Genomic DNA, 15,449 nt, shown 5'->3' with positions numbered 1-15,449 from the left:
TAAATATTATGCGTGACGCATTTTTTTAAGGATAAAGCTTACAATGGCAACGAGAATTACTGCACCGATCAATGCGGGAATAATTGCCATTCCGCCAATGTCTGGTCCCCAGTCGCCCAGCAGTGCGCCGCCAATCCATGCACCAATGATACCTGCAATAATGTTGCCGATGATTCCGCCTGGAATATCTTTACCTAGAATAAGTCCAGCCAGCCAGCCGATGATTCCACCGACAATCAAGAAAATAATAAAGCCCATAGTTTGTTACCTCCTAATAAGTAAATTGTAATGGCTTGATGGTTTATGTATTCCCGATATACGAATTCTAAAACCAAAAATCCAATAAAAATCAATTTGAAATATTCCGATAATGTTATTGTAAAAAAAGAAAGAGCCCCGGCTCTTTCTTTAGTATCTCCGTATTGCAAAATCACATTCGCCTTCAAGAGCTTTAATAAGCGGACAAAATCCACTTGCTTCATCAATCACACGCAGATCAAGCAGTTCATTAAAGCGCCCGCCATAGAATTTTACATGAAGCACGACGCTGAGGCGATGGCCGCCCCGTTCCGGATCTTTTAATACATCTACCTGTGCTGCGACATCCGCAAATACTTCGTCTGGATTATCATGGTCGTCAATGCCTGCCGCCTGTTGAATAGCATTTTGGTAACAGGCCGCGATAGAAGCGCCAAACAATTCAAGGTAGCTCGTCCGAAGCTGCCCTTTTCCGCCCAGAACAGCCGGGGTAGTCAATTCCAGGTTTAATGGTCCTTCTTCCGTCCAGACCTTTCCTTCGCGTCCGCCCTGCGCATTAACAGTGACACTGTAAACAGGCTCCATTAGCAATCGCTCCTTATCAGGTCAAATTTTATCTCTTCTTTATTTCCCCTGATCCAGAACGGTGAAACGTTAAATGAGCATTCCGGCAATTGCAGCGCTAAGCAATGACGCAAGCGCGCCGGCGAGCACTGCCCTTAAGCCAAGACGGGCAATATCATTACGGCGGGTCGGCGCCAGATTGCCAAGACCGCCAAGCAAAATAGCAAGAGAGGAAATGTTAGCAAATCCACAAAGCGCAAAACTAATAATGGCGGCCGTTTTTTCTGATAAGCTGCCAATTTCCGGAGCGAAATTGGAGTAAGCGACAAATTCGTTAATTACAAGCTTCTGGCCGATAAAGTTTCCGGCTGTAACGGCTTCATTCCACGGAACACCGATTGCAAAGGCAATTGGCGCAAAGATGTAGCCGAGAATTAACTCGAGTGAAAGCTCATCAAAGCCGACCAGTCCGCCAATAAAGCCAAGCAATCCGTTAATCAATGCTACAATTGCGATAAACGCTAGCAGCATAGCGCCAATATTTAAAGCGAGCTGAAGGCCGACGCCGGCTCCTTTGGCCGCTGCATCAATAACATTGGCGGCATCTTCATCTGATTCCATTTTAAACTCTGCCGGTTCCGGCTCGTTTGAAGTTTCAGGAACGAATAATTTCGCCATCACCAAACCGGCTGGAGCGGCCATAAAGCTTGCCGCAAGCAAATACTCAAGCGGGACGCCAAGCAGCGAGTACCCAATGAGAACAGAGCCGGCGACAGAGGCGAGTCCGCCGGTCATCACTGTAAATAATTCGGATTCTGACATTTTTCCGATATAAGGCTTAATAACAAGTGGTGCTTCCGTCTGCCCGACGAAAATATTGGCGGCAGCAGACATCGATTCTGCTTTTCGGGTGCCGAGCAGGAAGGATAACACGCCACCGATGATTTTAATAAAAAACTGCATAATCTTCAAATAGTACAAAACCGAAATAAGCGCCGAGAAAAAAATCACAACCGGCAGAACGTTTAATGCAAAAACATAGGTAATGCCGGATTGTTCCGAATAGAGGCCGCCGAACAAAAAGTTAATTCCTTCGTTCGCATATCCGGTAATAGCATTTACAATCTCGGTCAGTCCTAACAGCATTTTCTGGCCGAAGGACCACTTTAATACAACAAAAGCAAAAACAAGCTGAAAGGCCAGCCCGCCCAGCACGGTTCGCCAATTGATGCGTTTTTTATTCGTTGAAAAAAGAAACCCAATCCCCAGTATAATCGCAATTCCAAAAAGTCCCCATAGGAACGTCATTTAGCCCACTCCTTTAATTTTCATTACACATCCACATCTGACTAGTTTATAATTAACACCGTCGGCTCTTCAACTGTTTAAAAAAAGACGTAAAATTAAAATAATACTTACTTATATATGTTATCTGAATCGTCAGAATATAAACGCGTAAGGAAAGAAAGGAAGAACAGAATGACATCATTTAAAGAAGATGTATTATCAAGACGAACATTCGCTATTATCTCCCACCCGGATGCCGGGAAAACAACCATGACAGAAAAACTTCTCCTATTTGGAGGAGCAATCCGGGACGCCGGAACGGTAAAAGGAAAGAAAACAGGAAAGTTTGCCACCTCCGACTGGATGGAAATTGAAAAGCAGCGGGGCATTTCGGTTACCTCTTCCGTTATGCAGTTTGCTTATGAAGGATATAATGTAAACATCCTGGATACACCGGGACACCAGGACTTTTCCGAGGATACCTACCGCACGCTTATGGCAGTGGACAGTGCGGTTATGATTGTTGATGCAGCCAAAGGGATTGAAGCCCAAACATTAAAGCTGTTTAAAGTTTGCCGGATGCGCGGCATTCCCATTTTTACGTTTATCAACAAGCTTGACCGGCAAGGAAAAATGCCGCTTGAACTGCTTGAAGAATTGGAAGAAGTGCTTGGTATTCAATCGTATCCGATGAACTGGCCGATCGGTATGGGGAAAGAATTTTTCGGCATTTATGACCGTTACAACAAGCGGGTGGAACAGTTCCGGACGGAAGAGGAGAACCGATTTTTACCGCTTGATGAGGATGGACATATTGCGGAAGATCATCCAATCAAACAGTCGTCGCTTTACACAGAAGCAATGGATGATATTATGCTGCTTGATGAAGCAGGCAATGATTTTTCACGAGAAAAAATCAACTCTGGTGAGCTCTCGCCGGTCTTTTTTGGCAGTGCTTTAACGAACTTTGGAGTGCAGACCTTTCTGGAAACATATTTGCAGTTTGCTCCTTCTCCGCAGCCCCGTAAAGCGGATACCGGGGAGATTGATCCGCTTAATGAACAATTCTCCGGTTTTATTTTTAAAATCCAGGCAAATATGAACCCGGCTCACCGTGACCGGATTGCTTTCCTGCGTATTTGCTCCGGTAAATTCGAACGCGGCATGCCGGTGACGCTTGCCCGGACAGGAAAGACAACAAAAGTCTCACAGTCAACACAATTTTTGGCTGATGACCGCAGTACAGTCAATGAAGCAGTCAGCGGCGACATTATCGGGCTGTATGATACTGGAACGTACCAGATTGGCGATACACTGACAGGCGGAAAGCCGGTTTTCGAATTTGAAAAGCTTCCTCAGTTTACGCCGGAGCTTTTTGTAAAAGTGGCCGCGAAAAACGTCATGAAGCAAAAAAGTTTTCATAAAGGAATCGAACAGCTTGTCCAGGAAGGTGCAATCCAGATGTATAAAACAGTCCGCACAGAAGAGTATATTCTCGGTGCTGTCGGACAGCTTCAGTTTGAGGTGTTTGAGCACCGGATGAGCGGCGAATACAATTCAGAAGTCCGCATGGAGCCGATCGGCCAGAAAATCGCCCGCTGGGTTGAAAATGAAGAAGATATTACCGACGCTATGTCTTCCTCACGCAGCACGCTTGTACGCGATCGTCACGGCAATCTTGTTTTCTTGTTTGAAAATGACTTTGCACTGCGCTGGTTCCAGGATAAGCACGAAAATATCCGCCTTTATAACTTAATAGGATAATGTAAAGAAGTCCCCTTTGAGAGACTTTTTTCAGGCTGTTGACAAACTCTTGCTTTCGGCGTCACTTGCCGGCTGGGAATGCTCATGCCCCCCCTAAAAGGTCACTCCGCTTCCCAGCGGGCGGCGCTCCTGGAAAGCCAAACGTTTTCAATCAGCCGGCTTTCTAACTTTGTCTACACTCCAAAAGAAGTCTCCTTTGAGAGACTTCTTTTTTTTGTAAGAAGTGTTCAATTTGGTCAGAAGGCTTTACATTCGGTATAGTGAAAGAATAACGTTCGGAGCAAAGAGGAGGAACAAAATGTGAAATTAAGCAAGTTTTCCATTGACCGTCCCGTTTTCACGACGGTTATCATGTTTTTAGTCATTATTCTCGGAATTGTATCGCTTATGCGCATTCCGCTGAAATTAATTCCTGATTTAAATCCCCCGATTGCCGTTGTGGTTACCACATACGACGGAGCGGGGCCTGCCGAGGTGTCAGAAAAAATAACCAAGCCGCTTGAAGCAAATTTGTCTACGCTTCCAGGGATTGAAAATATTTCATCTACGTCACAGGAAGGATCTAACTTTATTTTACTTGAATTTTCATGGAGTACGGATATTGATGATGTACAAAATGACGTGCTGCAGCGGATTGGACAGACAACAATGCCTGAAGGGGCTGGCGAGCCGCAATTTTTAAAATTTGATCCGTCCCAATTTCCAATTATTCAGCTGTCTCTTCAGTCGGATGGAGAAGCAGACCTTGAGCAGCTGGCCGAAACGCTTCAAACAGACCTTTCATCTGTTGAAGGAGTAGCCAGTGTAAGCGTCACCGGCATTACTGCCGATGAAGTCATTGTCGAACTGGATGAGCAAAAAATGAAGGAGTATGGTATTGGCCAGTCCGATGTGGTGCAGCTTATCCAGGCAAATAATATCTCGCTTCCGGGCAGTACAGTTGAATCAGAGGGCAAAACGCTCACAACACGTGTTATGAGCCAGCTGGCTTCCCAGGAAGATATCCGAAATTTAACGGTATCTGTTAACCCGCTGAATGGAGAAGAAGTAACAGTGGCGGACATCGCTGCTGTGGAAACGAAGGCTTTAAATGAAAATACCGTTACGCGTGCTAATGACAAGCCTGCGGTCCTGCTCAGTATTCTTCAGGAATCCAATGCAAATACGGCAGACGTGTCAGAAGGATTTCAGGAAAAGCTGGACGAACTTCTGGCAAGAGAACAGTATGAATCGGTTCAGGCAGATATTTTATTTGACCAGGGAGACTATATACGCCTTGCAATCAGCAATATTGCCAGCTCGCTTATTGTCGGCGGGCTGCTTGCCATGGCGGTGCTGTTTTTCTTCCTGCGCAATATAAAAAGCCCGCTTATTATTGGAGTAGCGATTCCCTACTCGGTTATTGTCACATTTGTACTGATGTATTTTGCCGGGTTTAACTTGAATATCATGACACTTGGCGCGCTTGCGCTTGGCATCGGTATGCTGGTAGATAATGCTATTGTCGTAATTGAAAATATTTATCGCCATCTGTCAATGGGAAAAGATCCGAAAACAGCTGCATATGACGGCGCAAAAGAAGTAGGAGCAGCCATTACTGCTTCTACGCTGACAACCGTTGCTGTCTTCCTGCCTGTTGTATTTATTTCCGGTATTCTCGGGCAAATTTTCAAGGAATTTGCGCTGACCATTTCATTCAGCCTGTTTGCATCTCTTGTGGTCGCTTTAACAGTGATTCCGATGATGGCAAGCCGCTTTTTAACCTCGGTGCCGGCAGAGGCTGAATTAAAACGGCAGCAGTCACGGCGGCTTGTGGCGTTTGAAAAAGCAGTTCGCTGGTCACTGGCACACCGTGCTGTTGTACTTGTTACAGCGCTTGTTCTTCTGGCGGCCGGCATATTCAGCCTGACAAGAGCCGGCACCCAGTTTTTGCCGCCGACCGACGAAGGGTTTGCGACGATCCGCGTAGAAACGGAAAGCGGGACATCGCTTGAAGAAACAAACAGGGTCGTCCAGTCAGTGGAAAAAGTGCTTGCTGAAGAAAGCGATACGCAAGTATATGTAAGTTTAATCGGTTCAACCCAGGAAAATGCTTCACGCGGGACAGGCGAAGCCAACGAAGCGGAGATTTATGTAAAAATGACTGAAGAGCGAAATCGCTCTATTTTTGAATTTGTGGATGATGTAAAACCGTCTGCAGAGAAAGCGGCACAGGCGGTTAATCAAGAAGCTGAAGTAACATTCAACCTTCAGTCGGCTTCCGGTACGGCTCCCCAGACATTGAGCTTTAGCGTCCGGGATGCCGATTCGAGCCGGCTTGATAAGGCTGTTGAAAAAATCCAATCGGAAGTGGAAGGGATTCGCGGTGTAACCGATGTAAGAACAGACCGCGATGAAACAGTCCAGGAAATTCAAATGACGGTAAACCGGGAAGACGCACAGGCTGCTGGATTTGCTCCGGCGCAAATTGCCCAAATTGTGAATGATGCAACACGCGGAGCTTTTGCGACTCAAATGATTGAAAGTGAAACCTCTGAAGTGAAAACGGTATATGTCCGTTATGATCAAGAAGTAACCGAAAATCTGGATGCCCTTAAACAAATGCAGATTAAAACACCGTCCGGCAATTTTATTGCGCTTGAATCAGTGGCCAATATCGAGGTAACAAACGGTCCTGTTAATATCCGCCATATTGAAGGGCAGGATGCGGTTCAATTTACAGTTACCTATGCAGCTGATGAAAATCTAGGTGATATTTCCGGGGCTGTCGATAAGCGGGTTGCAAACCTGCAGCTGTCTGATGAAACCATTATGTCATACAGCGGTGACCAGGAATTGCTTGATAACTCAAAAGACGATATGATTATGGCTTTGATTTTAGCCGTTGTGCTCATTTACATTGTCATGGCCGCGCAATATGAATCATTTAAATATCCATTTGTTATTATGTTTACGGTTCCTTTAATGATTATCGGAGTCGCTTTATCACTCCTTATTACCAAGCTGCCGCTCAGCATTCCGGCTGTTATCGGCATACTCATTTTAGTAGGAATTGTCGTAAACAACGCGATTGTGATTGTCGATTATATTTTGCAGCGGAAACGAGAAGGATACGACGGCGCTGAAGCAATTGTCCAATCGGTAAAAGACAGAGTCCGCCCGATTTTAATGACGTCGCTTACGACTATTTTAGGATTAATTCCCCTTGCATCAGGAATTGGGGATGGAACAGAAATTAATCAGCCGATGGGAATTACCGTTATTGGCGGCTTGATTTCCAGTACTTTTTTAACACTATTTGTGATTCCCGTGGTCTTCAGCTTGTTTGACCGCCAGACACGCAAAAAAAAGAGTTTACAGGAAAGTGGAGAAGAAGTATAATTAACTTTGTAGAAAATTGAATTTTCTTTTGACAAATAGTCAAAGGGGAGTAGCGTTAGGTATAAACCTAAAACAGCGTCGTCATTTCATGGATTTGATCCATCGGGGCTGTTGGCATGAAGACGAGACATGCTCAGCGAGACCTTTGCCTGAATTTCAGGCAAAGGTCTCGCTTTTTTTGTTCTTCATTCTGGTTTATATATCAAAAAATGGAATAAAATGAAAGGTGGAGAAGCGATTGGATACAGCGTTATTACTGGAGTACGCCTGGGTGCTTGGCGTTCTCATTATCCTTGAAGGTATCTTAGCGGCTGACAATGCAGTGGTTATGGCGGTAATGGTTAAACATTTACCGAAAGAAGAACAGAAAAAAGCTTTATTTTATGGATTATTGGGGGCATTTGTTTTCCGGATTGCCGCGCTGTTTCTTATTTCGTTTCTTGTGCAGGTTTGGCAGGTCCAGGCAATTGGAGCTCTTTACTTGTTTTTCATCGCTTTTAGCCATCTGTTCAAAAAATGGAAAGAACGAAAGGAGGAAGTGGAAGGACATGGTGTTGAAAGAGATTTAAAAGGGTCTTCTTTTTGGATGACCGTGCTTAAAGTGGAAATAGCCGATATTGCATTTGCTATCGATTCCATGCTGGCAGCCGTCGCGCTCGCCGTTACTCTTCCTGAAGCCGGATGGGGACAAATTGGTGGCATCGACTCCGGCCAGTTCCTTGTTATGTTCCTCGGCGGCTTTGTTGGAGTTATTATTATGAGGTTTGCAGCAACCTGGTTTGTTCGTTTGCTGCAAAAGTACCCGACACTCGAAACAGCTGCGTTTTTAATTGTTGGCTGGGTAGGTGTAAAGCTGGCAGTATTCACATTGTCCCATCCTTCCCTGGCTGTTCTTGATGAGCATTTTCCTGAATCCAAGCCGTGGAAGCTGACATTTTGGGCTGTTCTTCTTGCAATCGCGGCAGGCGGCTACCTTGTCGCCCGGTTAAAAGGCCCGGAAAGGAATATTGAAGAACCGGGTATATAAACAAAACGCTTCAAACATTAACAGTTCAAGCGTGTACAATTTGTTCCTATCACAGCTTATTGCAGAGCATATTATGGGTAAAATTGATCCTGCTTTTTCTTTTTAATTAAAAGAAAGAAGATACGAGCCTAAAATAAAGAAAAAGGAAGGGAGCCGCCATAAGGTCCCTTCCTTTTTTTAAATAGCTTCAATTACACTGTGCCCCCAAAAAATAAACAGAGGCTCCGGTTCCAGCTGGATTAAAGTAAACAAGCATCCATCCATCTTCTTTTACCCATCCATCTCTGTGTTTCTGCATGGTTACAGGTTCTAGAATGGTGTGTTTATGCAAATCCTTTTCACGCAGCTGAAGTGATGCAAATGCCTCGCCCAGAGCAAGAGGATGGGCAGCCAGCTGTTTGTAGATGAGCGGGGCAGTTTTCGTTTCTTCTGAATGCCACCATGGCTTGCGGGGCTTAAAGCGCTGATTGATCAAATAATCATATTTCATGATGCTTTCTACATGAGCAGATTCTTCCGGATACGCTTCTTGTACAAAGGAGAAGAGCCGTTTAAATAAGTCCTCAAGCTGGTGGCCGATCCGCCCCCAGCCTTTTGTTTCCCAAAATGCTCCGAAATCTTGAAAAAAGTCAAAAGGCGTCAAAGCAAGATGACGGGTAATATATTCAATCGTTTCATCCGTTCGATGATCATTCCAGTATTTTTCCAAAACATCTTCTGTTTGTTTAATACGGATGACTTCTTCAAACGGAAGGACACGATTGGACAGCATTTCATAAGGTGCCTGGTCCATATACTTGTAGCCGTAGTGCGGAGCGCTCAAACGAAGTCCGGTACCCCTCAGCAGTTTTAAGAAGCCAAGCTGGAGCTCTTCAGGACGGAGTGCAAATACATCGTTAAATGTACGGCGGAATGAATCATAATTTTCTTCAGGGAGGCCGGCAATTAAATCAAGGTGCTGATCAATTTTGCCGCCTTCTTTCACCATGGTAACCGTTCGGACAAGCTTTTCCCAGTTTTGCTTGCGCTGAACAAGTTCATTTACATCATTATTTGTTGACTGTACGCCGATTTCAAATCGAAATAAACCGGCCGGCGCATTTTCATTTAAAAACTGAATAACTTCCGGACGCATAATGTCTCCGGTAATTTCAAATTGAAAAACAGTGCCCGGCAAATGTTCATCGATTAAAAACTGAAACATCTCCATTGCATAGCTGCGGCTTATATTAAATGTACGGTCAACAAATTTAATCGTTCTGGCGCCATTTTTCATTAAAAACCGAATGTCATCTTTTATTTTTTCTCGGTTAAAATAGCGGACTCCTGTTTCAATGGACGACAGGCAAAACTGGCATCGGAACGGGCAGCCGCGGCTTGTCTCAATATAGGTGATCCGCTTGGATAAAGAATCCCGGTCTTCTTCAAATCGAAATGGGGAAGGAAGCTCCCGCAGGTCAATTTTATTTGTTTGCGGCTGGATACAGTGAGTGCCATCCTGTTTATAAGCAAGTCCGGGCACATTTGAAAAATTCCGGCTGCCGGACAACTCGTCTAACAGCATTCGAAAGGTTTTTTCACCTTCGCCTATCGCAATAAAATCAACATCATTCAGTCGGTCAAGCCAGTGCGGAACATCATAGGTCACTTCCGGCCCGCCAAACACAATCGTGCAATGTGGCAGCACTTTTTTGACCATGCCGGCAACCCGGATCGTTTCTTCAATATTCCATATATAGCAGCTGAAGCCGATAACATCTGGTTTCTGGCTGTATAAGTCTGCCACAATATTCATAACAGGGTCTTTAATCGTATATTCTGCAATCCGGATATTATAAGCATCTTCACAATATGCCTTTAAGCAGCGGATGGCCAGGTTGGTATGGATGTATTTTGCATTTAGCGTGCAAACAGTTATATTCACAATTTATTCTCCTTTTTCAGTAAAAAGCCCGGCCGTTTTTGTTCAAGAAAAGGCCGGAACAAAGCAGCCGTTAATGGCGACGAAAGCAGCAGCGTCAACCCGGCTGCAGCTGCCAGCAAAACGAACAGGGAGGGCGGCAGCTCCAGTGTATCGACCCGCCGCGATGACTGAACGAAAAAGCCATGCAGCAAATACACATAAAGGGTATGACGGCCCCAGGGCGTAAAGAAAAACGTTTTCTTTGGCACAATAGAAAGCACAAAAGCAATCATAATAACATTAATAATATACATTAAGATACGGACAAGCACACCGGTTAATGGCTGGGCCCCAAGCTCTGCATAAGAAATGGAACCGAACGTCCACTCGATTTGAATATCGGTATTGGCGTGATAATACACAAACAGCCCCGCTGCAAAAAGCAGCAGCAGCAGCCGGCTTGAAGCCCGGAAAAGCGGCTGAAGCCATTCTTTTTTTGCATAATAGCCTGCTAAAAAGAAAGGAAAAAAAACAAATGTCCGCCCCACGCTGAGAATGGTGAGCGAGTCACTCATTAACCCAATCAGCAGCCCCGCCGCAACTGAAACCGCAAGCGCCAGAAAAGGCCTTTTTAGCCATTTTACTACTATGAAAAGAAATACGTTCCAGAAAAACAAGCTGATTAAAAACCAAAGAGACCATTCGGGAATCAGCAGACTGACAGATGGTGCTTCTTCATGATCGATCCAGAAGTAAAAAATGGAATAAGCAATTTGAAAGATCACAAAGGGAACGAGCAGCTTTCCTGCTGTTTTTTTAAGATAGCCCTGCCGCATAATTCCTTTAGCAAAAAAACCAGATATAAAAATAAACGCCGGCATATGAAACGAATAGATGGTCATATAAAGCGAGTAAATAAGCGGGCTATCGTAAACATAAGGACGCATTAAGTGGCCAAAGACAACTAAAAAAATCAAAAAGAACCGTACATTATCAAAATAGTCATCACGCTTTTTCAATAAAATCACCTGAATAAGTAAGATAAACACATGACGCTATTATACACGACCTGGAAAAGAAATCGACAAAAAACAATTGTAGAAAAATTAGAAATAAGCGGGTTAATACTTTTCATTCAAAGCAAAAATGTGTAACGTAGAAAGAAGTAAAAAGAAATGAACAGGCAGGGGAGCAGCCATGAAAGACAGTAAAGCATCGTTAAAACTATTCATCGTCTTATCGCGTGCATACAAAGTGGTTAATGAACAAGTAAACGGATATATTCAAAAAGCCGGACTTAATCCGACAGAATTTGCAGTGCTTGAACTGCTGTATCACAAAGGGCCGCAGCCGCTTCAACAGATAGGCGGAAAAATTCTGCTGGCAAGTGGAAGTATTACGTACGTGGTTGATAAACTAGAAAAAAAACAGCTGCTGAAGCGGGTGGCGTGCTCTGAGGACCGCCGTATCACTCATGCGGCCATAACGGAAGAAGGAACAAATTTAATTGAACGTATTTTTCCGAAGCACGAACAAAATATTCATGAGCTGATTAAGGTCTTGTCAGAGGAAGAAGTGGAACAGGCAACAGCAATATTAAAAAAACTGGGCTTATCTATCAAAAATTTGTCATAACCCTTTTTGATCACTCGGCGTTATCTATGGTAAAATGACTCGGGTTAACGAGAAAGGGGCTTTACAAATGGCATTGTGGAAAGACTGGCGTTTTATTGTTGGAGTGATTGGGGCGTATATTCTTTTATACGTAACTTTTTTTGATTCGGATATTTTCTGGTATATTTATACGGCTGCCGCTTTGTTTTTTATGAGCATTTCTATTATAAGCGAGCCGATTGATGACCAGCAAAATACAAATAGATTTATGCTTTACGGAATCGGTTCAGGAATTGTTTTATACGTCCTGTTTGCAGCGGGTTACGCTTTATTAAAAGTGCTGCCTTTATCAGTTGAAGAGCACGTATCATCTATATATGCATTGTTCAGCCCGGTATTTATCTGGCATTATATCGTTCTGGTACTTATTATTATTCCGGGAGAAGAACTTTTTTTTCGCGGATTTATTCAAAAAAGGCTGGGACGCTATATGAATGAATGGGCAGCGATGGTCATTGCCGCTCTTTTCTATGCCTCTGTTTTTATTTATTCCGGAGAATGGATCTGGATGCTGGCCGCCTTATGCGGAGGTGTTTTTTGGGGAAGCCTTTATATTTGGCGAAAAAGCATTCCACTTTTAATTATCTCTCATTTAATTTTTGATCTGCTTTTTATCATTTTTCTTCCGCTTGGCTGAAGTGTCTAATATAAAAGACACTTCTTTTTTTAAAACAAAAATCTTGAAAGTCAGTTAAGGTCAAATTATAATAGGTTTATAGTCAAAGATGGTCAAATGAAAAGAAGTGTTTCATGTATAAGATGCTTTTTTCTAAGCAAAGATCTTGAAAGTCAAACAAGGTCAAATTATAATAAATCTATAGTCAAATATAGTCAAAGTCAAATAAAGGGGATGACGTAGATGAAATGTCAAAAATGCCAGGAGCATGAAGCGAATGTGCAAATGAGTGTACGTGTCAATGGGCAGTCTGCGCAGTACTTTTTATGCAATGCCTGCTATCAAAAAGAAAAACAAACAATTGGGGGAATGAATATGAACTTTCAACCATTTGGTTTTCCATTTGATGAATTTATGAAACAAATGCAGCCGGGACAGCCACAGTCAATGAAGCAGCAAACACCTCCGGCTCAAGCGGGACGAGGAGGCGGCGGAATTCTTGATCAGTTTGGACGGAATGTTTCGTCTCTTGCAAAAGCAGGCTTAATTGATCCAGTTATTGGCCGTGATAAAGAAATAGCACGTGTAATTGAAATATTAAATAGACGAAATAAAAATAACCCGGTGTTAATTGGTGAGCCGGGTGTCGGAAAAACAGCGATTGCAGAAGGTCTTGCGTTGTATATTGCAGAAGGCCGGGTGCCGCAAAAGCTTGCCGGCAAAGAAGTATACGTTCTTGACGTCGCGTCACTTGTTGCAGGTACAGGAATAAGAGGACAGTTTGAAGAGCGCATGAAAGAAATCATTTCAGAAGTAAAAACACGCAAAAATATACTTCTTTTTATTGATGAAATTCATCAGCTGGTCGGCGCGGGTTCGGCAGAAGGGTCAATGGATGCGGGAAATATTTTAAAACCGGCGCTTGCCCGCGGTGAAATGCAGCTCATCGGAGCAACAACGCTTAAAGAGTACCGCCAGATTGAAAAAGATGCAGCACTTGAACGCCGCTTTCAGCCGGTTCAGGTTGCAGAACCAAATGTTGAAGAAACTGTTCGAATATTAAAAGGTCTTCAAAAGAATTATGAAGCTTTCCACCAGGTGTCTTATTCTGATGAAGCGATTCAAGCATGTGCCCAGTTATCTCACCGCTACATTCAGGACCGGTTCCTGCCGGATAAAGCGATCGACTTGCTGGATGAAGCAGGCTCAAAGCTGAATTTAACGCTTGATCAAGCAGATACAGCATCAATTCAAGAGCAGCTTGCCGGCATTGCCAAAAGAAAAGAAGAAGCTCTTCAAAGAGAACAATACGAAGAAGCAGCGAAATTGCGTGATGAGGAAGCCGCCCTGGAGCAAAAGCTTGCTAAAGGCGGAAGTGTGGCGGCGGCTCCAACCGTGACAGCAGAAGATATTCAAAAGTTAATTGAAAGCAAAACTGGAATTCCAGTTGGGAAGCTTCAGCAGGATGAACAACAAAAAATGAAATTGATTGAAGCAAATCTAGCAGGAAAGGTAATTGGTCAGAAAGAAGCGGTAAAGAAAGTGGCCAAAGCCATTCGGCGCAGCCGGGCTGGATTAAAAGCCAAAAATCGCCCAATAGGTTCTTTCTTGTTTGTCGGGCCGACTGGTGTCGGGAAAACAGAATTAACCAAAACATTGGCGGAGGAGTTGTTCGGCTCTAAAGATGCACTCATTCGCCTGGATATGAGTGAATTCATGGAGAAACACAGTGTTTCAAAACTAATAGGATCACCTCCAGGCTATGTCGGTTTCGAAGAAGCGGGCCAGCTGACTGAAAAAGTGCGCCGCAATCCTTACAGCATTATTCTATTGGATGAAATTGAAAAAGCGCACCCCGATGTGCAGCACATGTTTCTGCAAATTATGGAAGATGGACGGCTCACAGACAGCCAGGGCCGGACGGTAAGTTTTAAAGAGTGCGTTATTATTATGACAAGTAATGCCGGCGTTGGCAGAAAGAGTGTCACAGTTGGCTTTGAGAAGCAGCCGGAAGCATCAATCGGCAGCGTTTTAGAATCTTTATCTGATTACTTTAAACCAGAGTTTTTAAACCGGTTTGATGCAATTATTGAATTCCAGGCACTGGGCAAAGAGCAGCTGGCTCAAATTGTTGATTTGATGATTGCTGAATTGAATGAAATGCTTGCTGAGCAGCAAATGAAGATTGAAGTAGACAAAGCGGTAAAAGAAAAACTGGCTGAACAGGGATACAGCCCGCAATTTGGAGCACGTCCGCTTCGCCGGGTCATTCAAGAACAAATTGAAGACGGCATCGCTGATTTTGTGCTTGACCATCCCGAGGTAACGGAGCTCCACGCTGTGCTGGAAGATGAGGCAATTACTATTAAACAAGCATAAAACAAAGAAAAGAGCGGATTTTATGATCCGCTCTTTTTTTCATGAATGGACGATGATATAATTTTTATGGTTAACGACTGTTTTTTCTTCTAATTCGCGCTCGTCGAAATCTTCCATAATAGTCAAATCAACAATCACGGAGTTTTCATTTACTTTTTCGACGATTCCGCGCAGGCCATTTCTAAATTCAATAATGTTGCCGACTTCTGCTTTTGTCATCTATTTCGCTCCTTTTCGACAATTGGCGATACCATTTTTGCTTGTTTTCTTTTATAATAAAAAACGTCAGCAAAAGGTATTAAACTAAATTTTGCCTTATTTTTTGAAAATAGTAAAGGGTTTTACACGATGTTGTGTTAATTTTTTGACTATTTTACCAGGGAGGTGACTACTTGACTCCGGAAGAGGCCGTTCAGTCGATTGAGAACCTTCGTAATGAAACTATAAAAATCCTGAGAGTTCAAAAAGAAGATTTCTTGTCCTTTCGACAAGAGCTGATCAAACAGCAGGACTTTAAGCATTTCCGTGGAATCGCAAAACACGGAGGGCATGTTGAGTATGAATATATGAAAATACCTCGAAGCTAAGGGAGGAGA

Annotated in this window: 13 protein-coding genes and 1 riboswitch; of the genes, 7 read left to right on the top strand and 6 right to left on the bottom strand. The window is 43.6% G+C overall.

Annotation, left to right across the window (positions count from 1 at the left end):
• Nucleotides 1-6 precede the first annotated feature (6 nt).
• From VP98_RS09935 to VP98_RS09920, 3 genes are all read right to left on the bottom strand, one after another.
• On the bottom strand, nt 7-258 hold the full coding sequence (locus VP98_RS09935) for a GlsB/YeaQ/YmgE family stress response membrane protein (RefSeq protein WP_046175222.1): 252 nt from the start codon (nt 256-258) through the stop codon (nt 7-9).
• Nucleotides 259-408: 150 nt separating this feature from the next.
• Entirely contained in the window at nt 409-843 is a 435-nt protein-coding gene (locus VP98_RS09925) for an OsmC family protein (RefSeq protein ID WP_046175220.1), read from the bottom strand.
• A 69-nt stretch (nt 844-912) separates the two neighbouring features.
• Nucleotides 913-2,130, bottom strand: a complete 1,218-nt coding sequence (locus VP98_RS09920) for a NupC/NupG family nucleoside CNT transporter (RefSeq protein WP_046175219.1) — start codon at nt 2,128-2,130, stop codon at nt 913-915.
• Between the two features lie 171 nt (nt 2,131-2,301).
• Here VP98_RS09920 and VP98_RS09915 point away from each other — a divergent pair, with 171 nt between their 5' ends.
• The 3 genes from VP98_RS09915 to VP98_RS09905 all read left to right on the top strand — a co-directional run bounded on the left by VP98_RS09915 (nt 2,302) and on the right by VP98_RS09905 (nt 8,281).
• Nucleotides 2,302-3,873 (top strand): peptide chain release factor 3, encoded by a 1,572-nt coding sequence (locus VP98_RS09915; protein WP_046175218.1) that lies wholly within the window; start codon nt 2,302-2,304, stop codon nt 3,871-3,873.
• A gap of 300 nt (nt 3,874-4,173) precedes the next feature.
• A complete protein-coding gene (locus VP98_RS09910; RefSeq protein WP_046175217.1) occupies nt 4,174-7,254 on the top strand; it encodes an efflux RND transporter permease subunit in 3,081 nt (1,026 codons plus the stop codon).
• Nucleotides 7,255-7,286: 32 nt separating this feature from the next.
• Nucleotides 7,287-7,389, top strand: a riboswitch (yybP-ykoY riboswitch).
• Between the two features lie 103 nt (nt 7,390-7,492).
• The gene (locus VP98_RS09905; RefSeq protein WP_046175216.1) at nt 7,493-8,281 is read left to right on the top strand and encodes a TerC family protein; all 789 of its coding nucleotides are present in this window, start codon (nt 7,493-7,495) and stop codon (nt 8,279-8,281) included.
• A 187-nt stretch (nt 8,282-8,468) separates the two neighbouring features.
• Here VP98_RS09905 and VP98_RS09900 read toward each other — a convergent pair whose 3' ends face one another.
• Nucleotides 8,469-10,205 (bottom strand): B12-binding domain-containing radical SAM protein, encoded by a 1,737-nt coding sequence (locus tag VP98_RS09900; RefSeq protein ID WP_046175215.1) that lies wholly within the window; start codon nt 10,203-10,205, stop codon nt 8,469-8,471.
• Nucleotides 10,202-11,203, bottom strand: coding sequence for an acyltransferase family protein (locus VP98_RS09895; RefSeq protein ID WP_046175214.1), 1,002 nt, complete (start codon nt 11,201-11,203; stop codon nt 10,202-10,204). The genes VP98_RS09900 and VP98_RS09895 overlap by 4 nt, the downstream gene beginning before the upstream one ends.
• Nucleotides 11,204-11,381: 178 nt before the next feature.
• Between VP98_RS09895 and VP98_RS09890 the strand changes: the two genes are divergently transcribed.
• The 3 genes from VP98_RS09890 (at nt 11,382) to VP98_RS09880 (ending at nt 14,853) form a co-directional block, all read left to right on the top strand.
• Nucleotides 11,382-11,819: a MarR family winged helix-turn-helix transcriptional regulator gene (locus VP98_RS09890; protein WP_046175213.1), complete on the top strand. Its 438-nt coding sequence runs from the start codon at nt 11,382-11,384 to the stop codon at nt 11,817-11,819.
• A gap of 67 nt (nt 11,820-11,886) precedes the next feature.
• The gene (locus VP98_RS09885; RefSeq protein ID WP_046175212.1) at nt 11,887-12,495 is read left to right on the top strand and encodes a CPBP family intramembrane glutamic endopeptidase; all 609 of its coding nucleotides are present in this window, start codon (nt 11,887-11,889) and stop codon (nt 12,493-12,495) included.
• A gap of 222 nt (nt 12,496-12,717) precedes the next feature.
• Nucleotides 12,718-14,853: an ATP-dependent Clp protease ATP-binding subunit gene (locus VP98_RS09880; protein ID WP_046175211.1), complete on the top strand. Its 2,136-nt coding sequence runs from the start codon at nt 12,718-12,720 to the stop codon at nt 14,851-14,853.
• 39 nt (nt 14,854-14,892) lie between these two features.
• Here VP98_RS09880 and VP98_RS09875 read toward each other — a convergent pair whose 3' ends face one another.
• Nucleotides 14,893-15,072 (bottom strand): YkvS family protein, encoded by a 180-nt coding sequence (locus VP98_RS09875; protein WP_046175210.1) that lies wholly within the window; start codon nt 15,070-15,072, stop codon nt 14,893-14,895.
• Nucleotides 15,073-15,245: 173 nt separating this feature from the next.
• Here VP98_RS09875 and VP98_RS09870 point away from each other — a divergent pair, with 173 nt between their 5' ends.
• A complete protein-coding gene (locus VP98_RS09870; protein ID WP_046175209.1) occupies nt 15,246-15,440 on the top strand; it encodes a hypothetical protein in 195 nt (64 codons plus the stop codon).
• Nucleotides 15,441-15,449: the final 9 nt, after the last annotated feature.

The sequence above is a fragment of the Domibacillus indicus genome (assembly GCF_000970685.1).
In the GTDB taxonomy this organism is placed as follows: domain Bacteria; phylum Bacillota; class Bacilli; order Bacillales; family Domibacillaceae; genus Domibacillus; species Domibacillus indicus.
Note: the sequence above shows the minus strand (reverse complement) of the source record. Positions and strands in the feature narration are given on the sequence as shown.